This is a genomic window from Streptomyces sp. NPDC029164, assembly GCF_055563995.1.
Map to the genome: position 1 here is coordinate 64,609 of NZ_JBVHWW010000038.1, position 15,133 is coordinate 79,741.

The 15,133-nt window shown below is 73.6% G+C and carries 16 protein-coding genes; 12 read left to right on the forward strand and 4 right to left on the reverse strand.

Features of this window, described 5'->3' with window-relative positions:
• Nucleotides 1–14 precede the first annotated feature (14 nt).
• The 4 genes from ACZ4VT_RS30680 to ACZ4VT_RS30695 all read left to right on the forward strand — a co-directional run bounded on the left by ACZ4VT_RS30680 (nucleotide 15) and on the right by ACZ4VT_RS30695 (nucleotide 4,863).
• Nucleotides 15–923: an ABC transporter permease gene (locus ACZ4VT_RS30680; RefSeq protein ID WP_467954575.1), complete on the forward strand. Its 909-nt coding sequence runs from the start codon at nucleotides 15–17 to the stop codon at nucleotides 921–923.
• 2 nt (nucleotides 924–925) lie between these two features.
• Nucleotides 926–1,909 (forward strand): ABC transporter ATP-binding protein, encoded by a 984-nt coding sequence (locus ACZ4VT_RS30685; RefSeq protein ID WP_467954543.1) that lies wholly within the window; start codon nucleotides 926–928, stop codon nucleotides 1,907–1,909.
• Between the two features lie 115 nt (nucleotides 1,910–2,024).
• Nucleotides 2,025–2,687, forward strand: a complete 663-nt coding sequence (locus ACZ4VT_RS30690) for a DUF1707 SHOCT-like domain-containing protein (RefSeq protein WP_467954545.1) — start codon at nucleotides 2,025–2,027, stop codon at nucleotides 2,685–2,687.
• An 835-nt stretch (nucleotides 2,688–3,522) separates the two neighbouring features.
• Nucleotides 3,523–4,863, forward strand: coding sequence for a DUF445 domain-containing protein (locus ACZ4VT_RS30695; protein WP_467954547.1), 1,341 nt, complete (start codon nucleotides 3,523–3,525; stop codon nucleotides 4,861–4,863).
• A 51-nt stretch (nucleotides 4,864–4,914) separates the two neighbouring features.
• Here ACZ4VT_RS30695 and ACZ4VT_RS30700 read toward each other — a convergent pair whose 3' ends face one another.
• Both ACZ4VT_RS30700 and ACZ4VT_RS30705 read right to left on the reverse strand, forming a co-directional pair.
• A complete protein-coding gene (locus ACZ4VT_RS30700; RefSeq protein WP_467954549.1) occupies nucleotides 4,915–5,919 on the reverse strand; it encodes a hypothetical protein in 1,005 nt (334 codons plus the stop codon).
• A 34-nt stretch (nucleotides 5,920–5,953) separates the two neighbouring features.
• Nucleotides 5,954–6,490, reverse strand: coding sequence for a GNAT family N-acetyltransferase (locus tag ACZ4VT_RS30705; RefSeq protein WP_467954551.1), 537 nt, complete (start codon nucleotides 6,488–6,490; stop codon nucleotides 5,954–5,956).
• A gap of 301 nt (nucleotides 6,491–6,791) precedes the next feature.
• Here ACZ4VT_RS30705 and ACZ4VT_RS30710 point away from each other — a divergent pair, with 301 nt between their 5' ends.
• From ACZ4VT_RS30710 to ACZ4VT_RS30720, 3 genes are read left to right on the forward strand one after another with little or no spacing between them, the layout of a single operon-like run.
• Nucleotides 6,792–6,986 carry a hypothetical protein gene (locus tag ACZ4VT_RS30710; RefSeq protein WP_467954553.1) on the forward strand — a complete coding sequence of 65 codons (195 nt, stop codon included), beginning with the start codon at nucleotides 6,792–6,794 and terminating at the stop codon, nucleotides 6,984–6,986.
• Nucleotides 6,987–6,995: 9 nt separating this feature from the next.
• Nucleotides 6,996–7,322 carry a hypothetical protein gene (locus ACZ4VT_RS30715; protein WP_467954555.1) on the forward strand — a complete coding sequence of 109 codons (327 nt, stop codon included), beginning with the start codon at nucleotides 6,996–6,998 and terminating at the stop codon, nucleotides 7,320–7,322.
• A 31-nt stretch (nucleotides 7,323–7,353) separates the two neighbouring features.
• Nucleotides 7,354–8,280 (forward strand): YDG/SRA domain-containing protein, encoded by a 927-nt coding sequence (locus ACZ4VT_RS30720; RefSeq protein ID WP_467954557.1) that lies wholly within the window; start codon nucleotides 7,354–7,356, stop codon nucleotides 8,278–8,280.
• 32 nt (nucleotides 8,281–8,312) lie between these two features.
• Here the strand turns inward: ACZ4VT_RS30720 and ACZ4VT_RS30725 are convergent, their stop codons facing one another.
• Nucleotides 8,313–9,308 (reverse strand): SEC-C metal-binding domain-containing protein, encoded by a 996-nt coding sequence (locus tag ACZ4VT_RS30725; protein ID WP_467954559.1) that lies wholly within the window; start codon nucleotides 9,306–9,308, stop codon nucleotides 8,313–8,315.
• A gap of 74 nt (nucleotides 9,309–9,382) precedes the next feature.
• On the opposite strand from ACZ4VT_RS30725, the gene ACZ4VT_RS30730 reads away from it, so the two are divergent.
• The 4 genes from ACZ4VT_RS30730 to ACZ4VT_RS30745 all read left to right on the forward strand — a co-directional run bounded on the left by ACZ4VT_RS30730 (nucleotide 9,383) and on the right by ACZ4VT_RS30745 (nucleotide 12,526).
• Nucleotides 9,383–10,192, forward strand: a complete 810-nt coding sequence (locus ACZ4VT_RS30730) for a class E sortase (RefSeq protein ID WP_467954561.1) — start codon at nucleotides 9,383–9,385, stop codon at nucleotides 10,190–10,192.
• 106 nt (nucleotides 10,193–10,298) lie between these two features.
• Complete coding sequence (locus tag ACZ4VT_RS30735; protein WP_467954563.1) at nucleotides 10,299–10,616, forward strand: DUF6412 domain-containing protein; 318 nt, start codon at nucleotides 10,299–10,301, stop codon at nucleotides 10,614–10,616.
• A 132-nt stretch (nucleotides 10,617–10,748) separates the two neighbouring features.
• Nucleotides 10,749–11,492 (forward strand): YidC/Oxa1 family membrane protein insertase, encoded by a 744-nt coding sequence (locus tag ACZ4VT_RS30740; RefSeq protein WP_467954565.1) that lies wholly within the window; start codon nucleotides 10,749–10,751, stop codon nucleotides 11,490–11,492.
• A 176-nt stretch (nucleotides 11,493–11,668) separates the two neighbouring features.
• Nucleotides 11,669–12,526, forward strand: a complete 858-nt coding sequence (locus ACZ4VT_RS30745) for a fumarylacetoacetate hydrolase family protein (protein WP_467954567.1) — start codon at nucleotides 11,669–11,671, stop codon at nucleotides 12,524–12,526.
• 70 nt (nucleotides 12,527–12,596) lie between these two features.
• On the opposite strand, the gene ACZ4VT_RS30750 is transcribed toward ACZ4VT_RS30745, so the two are convergent.
• Nucleotides 12,597–13,709 carry a Gfo/Idh/MocA family oxidoreductase gene (locus ACZ4VT_RS30750; protein ID WP_467954569.1) on the reverse strand — a complete coding sequence of 371 codons (1,113 nt, stop codon included), beginning with the start codon at nucleotides 13,707–13,709 and terminating at the stop codon, nucleotides 12,597–12,599.
• A 143-nt stretch (nucleotides 13,710–13,852) separates the two neighbouring features.
• Between ACZ4VT_RS30750 and ACZ4VT_RS30755 the strand changes: the two genes are divergently transcribed.
• Nucleotides 13,853–14,899 carry an ROK family protein gene (locus ACZ4VT_RS30755; RefSeq protein WP_467954577.1) on the forward strand — a complete coding sequence of 349 codons (1,047 nt, stop codon included), beginning with the start codon at nucleotides 13,853–13,855 and terminating at the stop codon, nucleotides 14,897–14,899.
• Nucleotides 14,900–15,133 lie beyond the last annotated feature (234 nt).

The window sequence follows — 15,133 nt, forward strand, 5'->3', positions numbered from 1 at the left end:
CGGAGGCGGAGGCGGTGGGGGCGGCGGAGGCCGTCGAGGCGGCGTCGGGGCGGGAGTTGACGGTGCCGGGGGCGGCGCCGGGGGCGGGACCGCTCGGCGGGTCCGCCCGCGTACGGCAGGTCCGGGAGGGGCTGCGCGGCTACGGGCTGATCGTGGGGATGTGGATCCGGTCGACGATGACGTACCGGGCGTCCTTCGCGCTGTCCGCCTTCGGGAACGCCGCGATCACCCTCCTCGACTTCGTCACGATCTCCATCATGTTCTCCCACGTGGACGTCCTCGGCGGCTTCACGCTGCCCGAGATCGCCCTCCTGTACGGGTCCTGCTCGGCCTCCCTGGGCCTGGCGGACCTGCTGATGGGCAACACCGACCGGATCGGTGCCCGGATCCGGGACGGCTCGCTGGACACGATGCTGGTGCGGCCGGTCCCGGTGCTCGCGCAGGTGGCGGCGGACCGGTTCGCGCTGCGCCGGCTCGGGCGGGTCGTGCAGGGCCTCGGGGTGCTGGGCTGGGCGCTCTGGTCCCTGGACGTGGACTGGACGGCCGGGAAGGTGCTGATCGTGCCCGTGATGATCGTGGCCGGGGCGGCGATCTTCGCGGCGGTGATGGTGACCGGGGCGGCCTTCCAGTTCCTCGCCGGGGACGCGGCGGAGGTGCAGAACTCCTTCACCTACGGCGGCTGCACGATGCTCCAGTACCCGCCGACGATCTTCGCGAAGGACCTGCTGCGCGGGGTCACCTTCATCGTGCCGCTCGCCTTCGTCAACTGGCTGCCCGCGCTGTACGTGCTGGGGCGGCCCGATCCGCTGGGACTGCCCGGGTGGGTCGGGTACCTGAGCCCGCTGGTGGCTTTCCTGGTGTTCCTGCCCGCGTCGCTGGCGTGGCGCGCGGGAGTCCGTTCGTACCGAAGCACGGGGAGCTAGCTGTGGCTGACGCGGATGCGCTGATCTCGCTGGACGGGGTCGAAAAGGTCTTCGACGTACGGCGCCGGGTGAGTCTGATGCGCCGGGAGAAACGCCCGGTGCGGGCGGTGGACGGGATCAGCTTCGAGGTCGCGCGGGGCGAGATGGTCGGCTACATCGGGCCCAATGGCGCCGGGAAGTCGACCACCATCAAGATGCTGACGGGCATCCTGACCCCGAGCGGCGGCCGGCTGCGGGTCGCGGGCATCGACCCGTCGCGGGAACGCATGCGCCTCGCGCACCGGATCGGGGTGGTCTTCGGGCAGCGCACCACGCTGTGGTGGGACCTGCCGCTGAAGGACTCGTACGGGCTGATGCGGCGGATGTACCGGATCCCGGCGGCGCGGTTCGCGGAGAACCTGGAACGCTGCGTGGACCGGCTGGACCTGGCCGAGCTGCTCGACGTACCGGTACGGCAGCTGTCGCTCGGGCAGCGGATGCGCGGGGACATCGCGGCGGCGCTGCTGCACGATCCGGAGGTGCTGTACCTGGACGAGCCGACGATCGGGCTCGACGTGGTGAGCAAGGCGAAGGTGCGGGGCTTCCTGCGGCAGTTGAACGAGGAGCTCGGGACGACGGTGCTGCTGACCACGCACGACCTCCAGGACATCGAGCAGCTGTGCGAGCGGGTGATGGTGATCGACCACGGGCGGTTGATGTACGACGGGGTGCTGGACGGTCTGCACGCGGTGGGTTCGGAGGGATCGGCGGGGGCGAGCGAGCGGACGCTGGTGGTGGACCTGGAGCGGGAGCTCGCGCCGATCGAGGTGGCGGGCGCGCGGGTGGTGAAGGTGGAGGGGCCGCGGCAGTGGCTGGCCTTCCCGGCGGGGACGTCGGCGGCCCCGCTGGTGGCGGCGGTGGCGGCGCAGTACCCGCTGGTGGACCTGTCGGTGCGGGAACCGGACATCGAGGACGTGATCGCGCGCATGTACGCGGGCCGCGGCTGACGCTGCGGGCCGGTCGGCCGGCCGGCCAGGTCAGGGGAAAACCGGGGTCGATCTCAGGGACGTGCCCAGGTCCTCCCCGTACAACTCCCGGGAAACCCTGCATAGTCTGGTGCGCATGACTGACGATCGGCCGGAGAAGCCGTTGCCGGAGCTGAGGGCGTCGGATGCCGACAGGGACCGGGTGGCGGAGCGTCTTCGGGACGCCGTCGCCGAGGGCCGGCTCGACATGGAGGAATTCGAGGAGCGGCTGGAGGCGGCGTACAAGTCCCGGACGTACGCGGAACTGGAACCGCTGACGCGGGACCTGCCGGCGGCGGCGGGGCCGGCCGCGCAGCCGGTGCCGGCCGCCGGGTCGGCGGCCGCCGCGCCGTGGCCGGGGCGGATCGGCGGGGCGGGGACCTCCACGCTGGCGGTCGCGGTCATGTCGGGGTTCCAGCGCAAGGGCCGGTGGACGGTGCCCGCGCGCTTCGACGCGGTGGCGTTCTGGGGCGGCGGCGAGCTGGACCTGCGCGAGGCGGACTTCGCGCAGCGCGAGGTGGTGATCAACTGCGTTGCGATCATGGGCGGTATCGAGATCACGGTGCCGCCGGGGGTGGAGCTCGACGTACGGGGCTTCGGCTTCATGGGCGCCTTCGACCAGCGCCACAGCGCGGGGCCGTCCCTGCCGGGCGCCCCGCGGGTCGTCGTCACAGGCTTCGCCTTCTGGGGCGGCGTGGAAATCAAGGTCAAGAACCCGAAGCCCCCGATGGCCGGCCCATCCCTGCGCAAAGAGCTGTAGCAACGGCCCGGCGACCCGCCTGCCCGGCCGGCTTCGCGCCAAGCCGCGCGGCGGCCTGCGGCCGGGGCCGGGCGGTGCGCGCTGCCCCGCGGACCGGGCCCCGCGGCGTCGCCCGCCGCGCCGCCTGCGGGAGCCGCTGTCCCCCGGCGGGGCCGTGCCGTCCGGGCCGGGTATCGGCCCGTCGACAGGCCGGGCGGTGGCTCGGCTTGCTGGACGGTGCGGCCGTTGCGCCGGTGCGCGGGGCCGGGGGCGCAGCCGTCGATGGCGCGGCCTCGGCCGACGGTCGGCCGGTGCCCGCCGCGCAGGGCCGCATCGGCCCGTCGCGGCAGCGACCCGGACCGGGCCAGGCCGGTGGGATGTGCCGCTGGGGCCGAGACCGGGGGCACAGCCCCGTCGCGGCAGCGGCGCGGACGGGGCCGGGCGTGGCCTTGGCCCGTCGACGGGCGCCCTGGCCGGTGGCCCGGCCCCGCTGCCGGGCGCGGCGCGGCTGGCGTCGCCGTCGGGGAGCCTGGGCTTCCGCTCGCGGCAGCGGATCTGGCCGGGCCGGGGCCGGGGCCTTGGCCCTGTTCCGGGCCGGGAACGGATCGGTCGGCCGGAGGCCGAGGTGTTGGCCCGTCGCGCCAGCGGCACGGGGCACGGGTCGCCCGACCGCAGCCCGCGCGGGAGCGGAACGGCACGGGTCGCCCGTACCGCAGCCCCGCGGGAGCGGACCGGCGCAGCCTCCCGGACCGCAGCCCGCGCGGGAGCGAAAGGGCGTGGCGGGAACTCCTCGGGCCTCCCAGGAGTCGGATGCTATGCAGACAAAACCGGCGCCCCCGGGGGAAGGCAGGAGCACGTGGAGAACCGCAGCACAGCCGGAGGCACCGCCCCGCCGTCGGGGCCACCACCCGTACCGCCCGCCGTCCGCGGAGCGTTCGTGTTCAACGCCGCGGACGAGGAGCGCCGGCGCGGTGTCCGGCGGATGAAGACCTTCGCGACCGGTCTGCTGATCCTGGTGGCGCTGGTCTACGTACTGGCCAAGTACGCCCAGCACGCGTGGGGCGCCGGCGGCTGGGCCGCGTACGTGGCCGCCGCGGCCGAGGCCGGCATGGTCGGCGCGCTCGCGGACTGGTTCGCCGTCACCGCCCTGTTCAAGCGGCCGCTCGGCCTGCCCATCCCGCACACCGCGATCATCCCGACCAAGAAGGACCAGCTCGGCGTCACCCTCGGAGAGTTCGTCGGCGAGAACTTCCTCTCCTCCGACGTGGTCCGGGCCCGCCTCCACGCCCTCGGCATCGGCGGCCGCCTCGGGGCCTGGCTGGCCGAGCCGGCCCACGCGGACCGGGTCACGGCCGAGCTGGCGGCAGCCCTGCGCGGGGCGCTGACCGTACTGCGCGACTCCGACGTGCAGGCCGTCGTCGGCGAGGCGATCACCCGGCGCGCGGAGACCGCCGAGATCGCGCCGGGCATCGGCAAGACCCTGGAGCGGGTCGTCGCGGACGGCGGCCACCGCCGGGCCGTCGACCTGATCTGCGCCAAGGCCCACGACTGGCTCGTCACGCACGGGGACTCGATCACGGACGCGGTCCAGGGCGGCGCCCCCGGCTGGACCCCGCGGTTCGTGGACCGCAAGGTGGGCGAGCGCGTCTACAAGGAGCTGCTCCGTTTCATCACGGAGATGCGGGACATGCCCGAGCACCCGGCGCGCGGGGCGGTGGACCGGTTCCTGCGGGACTTCGCGGCCGACCTCCAGTCGGACACGGAGACCCGCGCGCGGGTGGAGCGCCTCAAGTCCGAGATCCTGGCGCGCGACGAGGTCCAGGACGTCATCGCCTCGGCCTGGTCGGCGATCCGCTCGATGATCATCTCGGCGGCGGAGGACGAGCAGAGCGAGCTGCGCCTGCGGGTCCGCGCCTCGCTGATCTCCCTGGGCGCGCGGCTGGCCACCGACGGCCGGCTGCAGGCGAAGCTGGAGGGCTGGATCGAGGGCGCGGTCGTCTACGTCGTCACCACCTACCGCACCGAGATCACCTCGCTGATCACGGACACGGTGGCGGGCTGGGACGCCGAGCACACCTCCCGCAAGATCGAGGCCCACATCGGCCGTGACCTGCAGTTCATCCGGATCAACGGCACGGTGGTCGGCGCCCTGGCGGGCCTGCTGATCTACACGGTGTCCCGCGCCTTCGGGGCGTAGTCCGCGCGGAGGACGCCACGGGAGCGGCTACGGGCGCGGCAGCGGGCACGGTTACGGCATCGGCATCGGCATCGGCATCGGCAGCTCCAGCTGGGCGTGCCCGCGGGCGGTGACGCCCGGCGGCGCGGGGCGGGCCGCGCCCAGGGCGAGGAGGGCGCGCAGCGCGCCGATGACGTCCGCCGGCCGGTCCCGGAGGATCGCCGGGGTCGTACTGGCGACCAGGACGCCGCGCGACTCCAGGCGCAGCCGGCGGTGCAGCGTGGCCTGCCAGGCGTCGCGCGTGTAGTGGTACTCCGCGGAGTCGACCTCCAGCGCCACGCCCTCCTCGGGCCAGTACGCGTCCGGTGAGGCGAGGAACGCGCCGTCGGGCGCGTAGAGGCGGGCGTTCCACAGGGGTGCGGGCAGGTCCGTGGCCGACAGGGTGTCGCGGGCGCGGCCCTCGGCGATCGAGCGGACCCCGGCGAGCAGTTCCGCGGCGGCGGCGCGGACGGCGGGGCGGTGGCGGACGCGGCCGGCGCGCAGTTCGGCGTGCAGGTCGTGGGGGTGGCACCAGCCGCCCTGGACGACGTTCGCGAGGACGGAACGCACCAGGTCGGGGTCGTCCGTGCGGGCCGCGAAGTCGGCGGCGGCCCGGACCGGGCGGGCGCTCGGGACGCCGTGGATGTGGATGGTCGCGGGCCAGCGGGTGGTCGGGGCGGGCCGGACGCGGCCGGTGGCCGTCACCGTGCGCGGGGAGCGTACGAGGACGTGGAGCGGGTCGGGCGGGGCGCCGCGGATGCCGAGGAGCGCGAGCGCGGCGCCGCCGGTGAGGGCTGCGGTCGCCCCGGACAGCGGGTCGGCGGCGGGCTCGGCGGCGTACAGGACGGCGGACAGCGCGTGTTGCCGGGGGTCCGGCGGGCCGGTCTGCAGGAGGTACACCCGGGGCAGGAGCCGCTGCCAGGGCCCGGCGCGGCGGCTGCGGCCGCTGATGGTGGCGGCCGGGATCCCGGCCTGCCTGAGCTGGTGGTGGGTGGCCATGTTGAGCTGGCGCTGGGCGACGGCGACGCGTGTGATCATGCCCGGGATATGCCCGGTGGGGTGCGGGCGATGCTCAGGCCGAGGGGTGGTTCGGGGCGAGGAAGACGACGACGCCGTTCTCCGTCCCGGGCAGCGGGATGACCTCGTGCCAGCCGAGCCGGCGGTAGGTGGCGACGGTGTCGGTGGCCATGCGCGCGGTGAGGAGCCAGGCGCGGGAGTCCGGGGCGTCGGCGGTGATCTCGGCGAGGAGGGCGCGGCCGGTGCCGTGGCCGCGCGCGTGCGGGCGTACGGCGAGCTCGTCGATCTCCAGGGCGCCGATGAGGAGTTCCCGTACGCGCGGGCGGCCGAGCTGCGCGGTGACCCGCCCGTAGGACCGGTCGGTGGGGAAGGTCTTGGGGGTCAGCCAGGCGGTGGCGAATCCGTCGATGCCGACGGCGGACTGGGCGAAGGCGGTACGGAATCCCGTGCGGCGGCTGTCGGCCTGGAGCCGGGCGACGAACTGGCGAATGGTTTCTTCGTCTTCGTTCCACGGCGGCGCGGAGAAGACCTCGCTGTAGGTGTCGGCGAGTTCGTCCGACAGGTCGAGGACGGCCGGTCCATAACAGATCACGTTTGCAGCTCCTTGGGCCGGCTTGGGCGGCTTCGGTCGTATCGCCCCTCTCAGAGAGTGAATCTACGCCGGGGAGGTTCCCTTGAGGGCAGGTGCACGGATCCGGAGGGTGTGCGACAAATCCGACTTCCGTACGGTGCCGCGGAACGCCCGTATCGACGCCGTACGGGCGGGCGTTGAACGGGGAGCGCGAAGCCGAACGCACCGCACGACGCGTACGACTCGCGGCAACAGCAGGAACCGTACGACTCGTACGACTCGCACGACTCGTTACGACACCCAGGAGCGCAGGGAGCCCAGCGTGCCGACGAACACCCTCATCACCCGCGTACTGGTCGCTCTCGGGGGCTGCGCCGTGGCGTTCTTCATCCTCCTGGGGGTGCTGGCGGTGCTTCCCCGCGCCGTTCAGGACTCCGTCCCGCCCGGTGTCCTCGGCGGAGCCGTCGTCGTGCTGGGACTGGCGGCCGCGCGACGCTTCACCCGGCGCGCGCGTTAGCCTCGACCGATGACGTCCGAACGGCCGGAGGCCCCCACCACGGCGCGGATCCCCACCTCACTCGTGGCCGCAGCCGGCCTCGTCGGCGGCTGTGCCACCGCCCGCTGGACGGGCAAGCGCCCCCTCGGCGGCGTGGTCCTCGCGGCCGCCGGCACCGTCGCGGCCCGCGCATGGCACCGCCGCACGACCCCGACGACGACGGCCCTCCTCCGCGCTGCCTACATCGCCGCCTTCGCGGCCTCCCACCCCCTGGCCAAGAAGATCGGCCCCTGGCCCGCTGTCTTCACCGCCGCCGCCACCATGGCCGCCACCACCTACGCCACAGCCGACCGCTGACCCACGATTGATCCTTTGACATGATGCGCGCATGACTGCGCCTTCAAGATCCGTTGCGTTCGGTACCCCTGACGGTGTGGTTGAGGGGGACTGGTTCAAGGGCCATACGGAGCTCTACGCCCACGGCCTTCACCGCTTCAAGGGCCAGGGAATCTCGGGCACCGAGAAGACGGGCGCCGACTCCATCGTGCTCTCCGGCGGATACATAGACGATCGCGATGAAGGCGACGTGATCGTCTATACGGGCGAAGGGGGTCGCGACCGGGATTCGGGGCGGATGGTCGCCGATCAAACCCTGGGGAAGCGGGGCAACGCTGCCCTGGTCGTTTCGCAGGCCATGGGACACCCCGTGCGCGTGATCGAGGGCCTCGGGATCACCGGAGGCAAGCGCCGGCGCGCGACCAAAGGATATGTCTACCGCGGGCTCTTCCAGGTGGCGGACCACTGGCTGACGGTCGGACAGGAAGGCTTCGGCATCTTCCAGTTCCAGCTGCTCAAGATCGAGCCCGGGCAGGTGCCGACGCCTCAGCCCGTGGACCCGTTGGCCGGCGCTGAGACGCCGTTCGAGGAGCAGGCCCGGCGCTACATCTCCCAGGACCGATTGGTACGGGACTCCACGGTCGTGCGCGCAGTGAAGAAGATGTACGACAACACCTGCCAGATATGTCGCGCGCGGCTGATCGTTTCCCTGGGGGGCGAGGCGTACAGCGAGGCGGCGCACATACAGGCCGTCGGCAAGCCGCACTTGGGCCACGACAGGATCGAAAACGTGCTGTGCCTGTGCCCCAACTGCCACGCGTTGTTCGACCGAGGTGCACTACAGCTGACGGACGAGCTCGATGTGATCGACGGAATCACCGGTCGGTTCCGCGCGGCGCTTGCGCAGGCCAAGGGTCACAACATCGGCGTCGAGTTTGCGCGCAAGCACCGCGAGCGGTGGGCGAACCGGCTCCCGTAGGGGGCGGGGGGGCTACCGCCCCCTGGGGTGCCTCAGCCCCCGTGGCATTCCGCGTACGGCTTGCCCGACGTGCACCAGCAGGGGTTGGTGGGGGTGGGGGGCCAGGGGGTGGCTTTGCCGCGGGCGGCGAGGGTGGTGGCGTATTCGGCCAGGAGGGACGGGGAGGCCGGGGAGGTTTTCTCGGAGGCCGCGAAGGCCTCGTACGAGGGGACGCTCGCGGTGACGATGCCGAGGTTCGTGGTGCCCGAGGCGGCCAGGGCGCGCAGGGAGGTCTCGATCTCCCGCAGGTGGGCCTCGTGCGAGGCGTACTCCGTGGCGAGGGTGGGGTACGAGGTGAGGAGCTCGGCCAGTTCGCGTGCGGGCCAGTGGAGGATCGCCACCGGGAACGGGCGGGAGAGGGCCGCGCGGCGGTCGCCCAGTTCGGCGCGCAGGCGGGCGATCTCGGCGCGCAGCTCGGCGGGGTCGTCGGAGCCGAGCGCCCAGATGCGCTTCGGGTCGTGGAGCTCGTCCAGGGGGATCGGGCCGATGTGACGGGTGTCGGCGACCATGTCCCAGTCGTCGTGCGGGCGCCCGAGGAGGCGGCGTACCCGGTGGCGGCCCGTCAGGAGGGCGGTGGTGGCCTGGGTGAGCGGGTCGTCCTCCGTGATGAGGAGGGTCGCCGCTTCGGTGAAGCACTCGTGCGAGGCCTCCAACTCGTCGTGGGCCTCCAGGGCTTCCGCGATGACCTCCCACGGCGCCGGGTCCTTGGGCGAGGCGGCGCGGATCCCCGAAATGAGGGCGCGGGCCTCCGGCTCGTGGCCGTACTCCCAGAGGTTCGCCGCCTGCAGGGCCTTGATCAGATGGGGGTCGGAAGGTGAGGAGGACAGGAGCTGGTCGTAGAGGGCGCTCGCCCGGTCGCGTGCGTCGGCCAGTTCGAGGTGGGCCGCGGCCTGGAGGAGCAAGGGCTCCTGGTCCTCGGGGTAGCGGGTCGCCGTGCGGATGAGGCGCTCGGCTTCGGCGATGTGCTCGGCAGGCGTGTCGGGGCGCATGGTTCACACCGTACTGCCGCTGGTCAGTTGACGGGGGAGGACTTAGGGTGCGGCCCGTGCGGGATCACATACCTGTGGTGGTTCAGGGGAGCGGCCGGCGGGCGCGCCGGGCCGGTCTCGTGGGGGTGCTGTGGGCGTCCGCCGAGCTGACCGTCACCGTGGGTGTGGTGGTGTTGTTGCTGGTGGTGCACCAGGTGTGGTGGACCAACCGGCAGGCCGCGGCCGCCGCGCAGGAGCAGGTCCAGGCCCTGGAGCGGTCCTGGGGGCAGGGTCCAGCACCTGATGGCGCGGGCGCGGCTGACGCCCCCGATCTTCCGGAGCCGGCCGCGACCGCGACCGCGACCGAGACCGAGACCGCGACCGTTCCCGTACCTGTACCTGCCCCCGTGCCCGGGCCGTCCCGGTCCTCCCGGCCCGCCGCCGCCCCGCCGGCGGCGCAGCGGGACCGGGCGTACGCCGTCCTGCGCATCCCGCGCCTCGGGCTCGTCGTCCCCGTCGCGCAGGGGATCGACAAGCGGGCCGTCCTCGACAAGGGCTACGTCGGGCAGTACCCCGGGACCGCCGGGCCCGGGGAGCGGGGGAACCTCGCGCTGGCCGGCCACCGGAACACCCACGGCGAGCCCTTCCGGTACATCAACCGGCTGAAGGCGGGCGACGAGCTGATCGTCGACATGCGGGGGCGCAGGTTCACGTACGTGGTCGGCAAGATCCTCAGCGAGACGACCGAGCGGGACACCGGGGTGATCGCGCCCGTTCCGCGGAGCGTGGTGAAGCCGGACCAGGGGTACGGCGAGCCCGGCGCGTACATCACGCTCACCACCTGCACGCCCGAGTACAGCTCCAAGTACCGGCTGGTGGTCTGGGGGACCCTCAAGCCCTCCTGACCCTCAGGTCGTCCTGACCCCGTTCCGTTGTCAGCGGGGCCGGTTACCATCGAACGCGTACGTCAATCCGCGTGCCGGAGTCCGCAGTGGAGAGGGGGAGGTCCGCATGGCCAACGTGTTCGCCCGGGCCTCGCGCGCCCTCGCCGTACTGCTCCCGCTCGTGCTGCTCGGGGGAGTCCTCGGGCTGTTCGCCGGAGAGAGCGGGCTGGGCGCCGTCGTGGTCGCCCTCGCGGCCACCGTCGCCGTGGGCACCGAGGCCCTGGCTGCCGCCACACGGCTCGTGCGGCCCGTGCCGCCCCACCGGATACGCACCGCGATACGTGATCGCGAGCACCGCACGGCGTTCCTGCCGCAGCGTGATCCCGACGCCTCGGGCCGGTCGCGGCCCAGGGCACCCGGCCGTGCCCTCCCGACGGCCGCGTAGGGGCGCGCAGTACATCTTGTCCTCGTGCTTGTTCTCGCCTTCTGCTGACTGATCACTGTTGTCGCCCCTCGCGGGTCGTCACGCCGAAATACATCTCTTTCGACGTTCGACGAGACCCTTCGGAGGGCCCACGTGTCCGTTTTCACCCATCTTGTTGCTGATCTGGGCCGGCTTCTGGAGCCGGTACTGGCCCAGGCCGCGACCGCTGCCGCGATCGTCCTGTTCACCGTGCTCGTACGGCTCGCCCTGCACCCGCTGAGCCGGGCCGCCTTCCGCGGGGCGACTCCGGCGGCGGGCTGCCTGCCGCTGCTGCTCCAGCTGCCGGTGTTCTTCGTGATGTACCAGGCGTTCTCCTCGTCGAAGGTCGGCGGCGAGGCCAACGAGCTGCTCGGACACCGGCTCTTCGCCGCGCCGCTGGGCTCCCGGTGGACCGAGGCGCTGGGGGAGGGCGGCCTGGTCGGGGCGCAGGGGCTGGTCTTCCTCGGTCTGTTCGGGGCGATCGCGGTGGTCGCCGCCTGGAGTGCGGTACGGGGCCGCAAGGCGGCGGCCGTGGCTGCGACCGCCGCCGCCGCGGGCGCCAAGCCGGGCGCCGCCCCGGGCGCCAAGGCAGGGGCCAAGCCGGGCGCCAAGGCCGGGGTCGTGGCCGAGGTGACCGCCGAGCAGCAGGAGGTCATGCGCAAGCTGGGCGGCGTACTGCCCCTGCTGTCGTTCGGGACGCTGATCACGGCCGCCGTGGTGCCGCTGGCCGCCGGGCTGTACCTGCTGACCACCACCGCGTGGTCGGTGGCGGAGCGGATCTGGCTCCAGCACCGCAAGGAGCGGGCCGAGCGCGCGGAGAAGGCCGGCCAGACGGAACAGGTGGAACAGATGGCGTAGGTGGCGTAGGCGGAGTGGGCGGCGGCCGGTGGAGGGGATCGTTCCAGTCCGTGAACAGGGTCTTGCGGATTGGGCGGACTTCTTGGAGGATCAACCAATCCTCCGATGGCCGCAACCCATCGGCCGGCCCGTGGCACGCCCATGGGCCGACCACCCACGACCACGGGAGAATGCCCATGAAGCTGCTGCGTGTCGGACCCGTCGGGTCGGAACGCCCCGCGCTGCTCGACCAGGACGGGACCCTGCGGGACCTGTCCGGCCTGATCACGGATGTGGACGGCGGCCTGCTGGCCGACGACTCCGTGCTGTCCCGGGTACGGGACGCGGCCGCGTCCGGTGAGCTTCCGGTCCTGGGCGCCGAAGGCCTTCGGATCGGTGCGCCGGTCGGCCGCATCGGCAAGGTCGTGGGCATCGGCCTGAACTACTTCGGGCACGCGGCCGAGATCGGCGCGGAGCCGCCTGCCGAGCCGATCCTGTTCCTGAAGGCCGCGGACACCGTGGTGGGCCCCGACGACACCGTGCTGATCCCGCGCGGCAGCGTGAAGACCGACTGGGAGGCCGAGCTCGGCGTCGTCATCGGCAGCACCGCCCGCTACCTGTCCTCCGCCGAGGAGGGCCTCGCGCACGTGGGCGGCTACGTGCTGGTCAACGACGTCTCGGAGCGCGAGTTCCAGATCGAGCGCGGCGGCACCTGGGACAAGGGCAAGAACTGCGAGACCTTCACCCCGCTCGGCCCCTGGCTGGTCACCGCCGACGAGGTCCCGGACCCGCAGGTCCTGGACGTGAAGCTGTGGGTCAACGGCGAGCCGAAGCAGGACGGCAACACCTCGGACCAGATCTTCCCGGTCGGCGAGGTCGTCCGGTACCTGAGCCAGTTCATGACCCTCTACCCCGGCGACGTCATCGTCACGGGTACGCCGGGCGGCGTGGCCATGGGCCAGCCGGAGCCGAAGCCGTACCTGCGGGCCGGTGACGTCGTGGAGGTGGCCATCGAGGGCCTGGGCCGTCAGCGCCAGGAGTTCAAGAGCGCCTAGGGACACACGAAAGGAGGGGGCGGGACCGCCATCGCGGTCCCGCCCCCTCCTTTCGTTCGCGCGCGGTATCTCACTCCGAACCGGACGGTGCGGCGGGGATCTCCACCACCACGCCCTCAAGGGACGACTTGCGCGCCGCCTCCAGTACGTCGAGGCAGTGCGCGGCCTCGTGAGCCGTGACCGGGGCCGGCCCGCCCGTGCGCAGGGCGGCCGCCACCGCCGCGTAGTACGCCGGGTAGTCGCCCGGCTCGGTCGGCAGCGGGGTCCCGCCGCCGGTCAGCGGGGACTCCCCGGAACCCACCCGCCCCCACAGGTGCGGGGGCTCCTCGCCCCACGGCGTCTCGCCGTCCGGCCGCAGCCCCTCGCGCAGGGCGCCCTCCTGCGGGTCGAGTCCGTACTTCACGTAGCCGGCCCGCGAACCGAGCACCCGGAACCGTGGTCCCAGCTGGGCGGTGGTCGCGCTGACGTAGAAGTGGGAGCGGACCCCGTTCGCGTGCGTCACGGCGATGAAGGTGTCGTCGTCGGTCTCGGCGCCCGGGCGGCGCGCGTCGGTCTCCGCGTAGACCCGTACGGCCGGACCGAACAGCACGAGCGCCTGGTCCACGACGTGGCTGCCGAGGTCGTACAGGAGGCCGCCGATCTCCTCGGGGGCGCCCGACTCGCGCCAGCCGCCCTTCAGGTGCGGGCGCCAGCGCTCGAAGCGGGACTCGAAGCGCTGGATCTCGCCGAGTTCGCCCTCCACGAGGAGGCGCTGAAGGGTGAGGAAGTCGTTGTCCCAGCGGCGGTTCTGGAAGACGGAGAGGAAGGTTCCGCTGCGGTCCGCGAGGGCGGCCAGCGCGCGGGCCTCGGCGGCGGTGGCGGCGAGCGGCTTGTCCACGACGACGGGGATCCCGGCTTCGAGCGCGGTGGTGGCGAGCGGGACGTGCGTCCGGTTGGGGGAGGCGATCACGACGAGGTCGAGGTCCCGGTCCCACAGCTCGTCGGCGGTGGCGGCGATGCGGACGTCGGGGAACTCCGCGCGGGCCTGGGCCTGGCGGGTCGGGTCGGAGGTGACGACGGTGTCGAGGTCGAGCCCGTCCGTGGCGGCCACGAGGGGGGCGTGGAAGACGGAACCGGCGAGTCCGTAGCCGATGAGGCCGACGCGGAGTGGGGTGGTGGGGACGGCGGAGGCGGAGGTGCTCATGAAGACCACTTTGGCAACAGTGTTGTCGAAGTGCAAGGAAGGTGGACAATGGGCCGGTGAACAGGGGTAGTGGCCACAGTGACGTACGCGGCTGGCGCGGCGGGGTGAACCTGCCGGCGCTGCGCGGGTACAACGAGGCGCTGATGCTGGATCTGCTGCGCGGCGCCGGCCCGGTGGGCCTGGGCCGAGCGGAACTCGCGGCGCGCACGGGGCTCACCCCGCAGGCCGTCAGCAAGATCACGGCGCGGCTCGGCGCGGACGGGCTGGTCGCCGAGGCCGGACGCGCCGCGTCCACCGGCGGCAAACCGCGCACCCTGCTCCGCCTCGTGCCGGAGTCGCGGCACGCGGTCGGGGTGCACCTGGACCGCGACGAGCTCCGGGCGGTACGGGTGGACCTGACGGGCCGCGTCGTCACCGAGAGCCGCGGCCCGCTGGACTTCGGGGCCGGTCCGGACGCGGTGGTGGAGGAGACCGTACGCACGGTCGCGCGGGTCCGCGAACCGGCCGGGCCGCCGCTGCTGGGCGTCGGGGTGGCCGCGCCGGGACCGCTCGACCACCGGGCCGGGGTGATGGGGAAGGTGACGGGATTCCCGGAGTGGGAGGGCTTCGGGCTGCGGGAGGTGCTGGAGGGGCGGCTGGGGGTCCCGGTACGGCTGGACAAGGACACGAACGCGGGGGCGGCGGGCGTGGCTGCGGTGCCGGTGCCGGCGCAGGCGCAGGCCGAGGGCGGGGTCGCGGGTGGGGCCGGGGCGGCGGCTTCCGTGTACCTGCACTTCGGGACCGGGCTCGGTGCGGGGCTGCTGCTCGGCGGTGAGGTCTACCGGGGGGCGCGCTCGGCGGCGGGGGAGTTCGGCCACCAGGTGCTCCGGCTGGACGGGCCGCCCTGCGCGTGCGGGGCGCGGGGGTGCGTGGAGGTGCTGTGCCTGGGGGCGGTGGCCCGCGGCGACCTGCCCGAGGCGGCGCGGATCCTGGGGGAGGGGGCGGCGAACCTGGTCGCGCTGCTGGACGTCGACCAGGTGCTGCTCGGTGGGCGGGTGGTGGCGGGGGCGCCGGGGGTGTTCCTGGACGGGGTCCGGGCGGTGCTGGGCCTGCGGGGGCGGGGGGCGGGGGTGTGCGTCGCGCTCGCGGAGGTGGGGGTGGCGGAGGGGGCCGCGGAACTGGTGCTGGGGCGGGTGTTCGGCCGCCGCTAGCCCCGCCTGTGGCGTGCCCGGGTTTGCGGGTGCCGGCCTGTTGTGGCCGGGGTCGAGGATCGGGGCTCCGCCCCGGACCCCGCGCCTCAAGCGCCGGCGGGGCTGGGTTTGGTGCGGCGGGGCCTGGGCGCTGGGTGGGGCCGGTTCCGGCGGGGCCGGGCGCGCGCCGGGGCGTCTCCTCGGACGCCGAACGTGTCGGGGGGTCGGAGAGCCGGGGGCACCTTGCGTTCGACG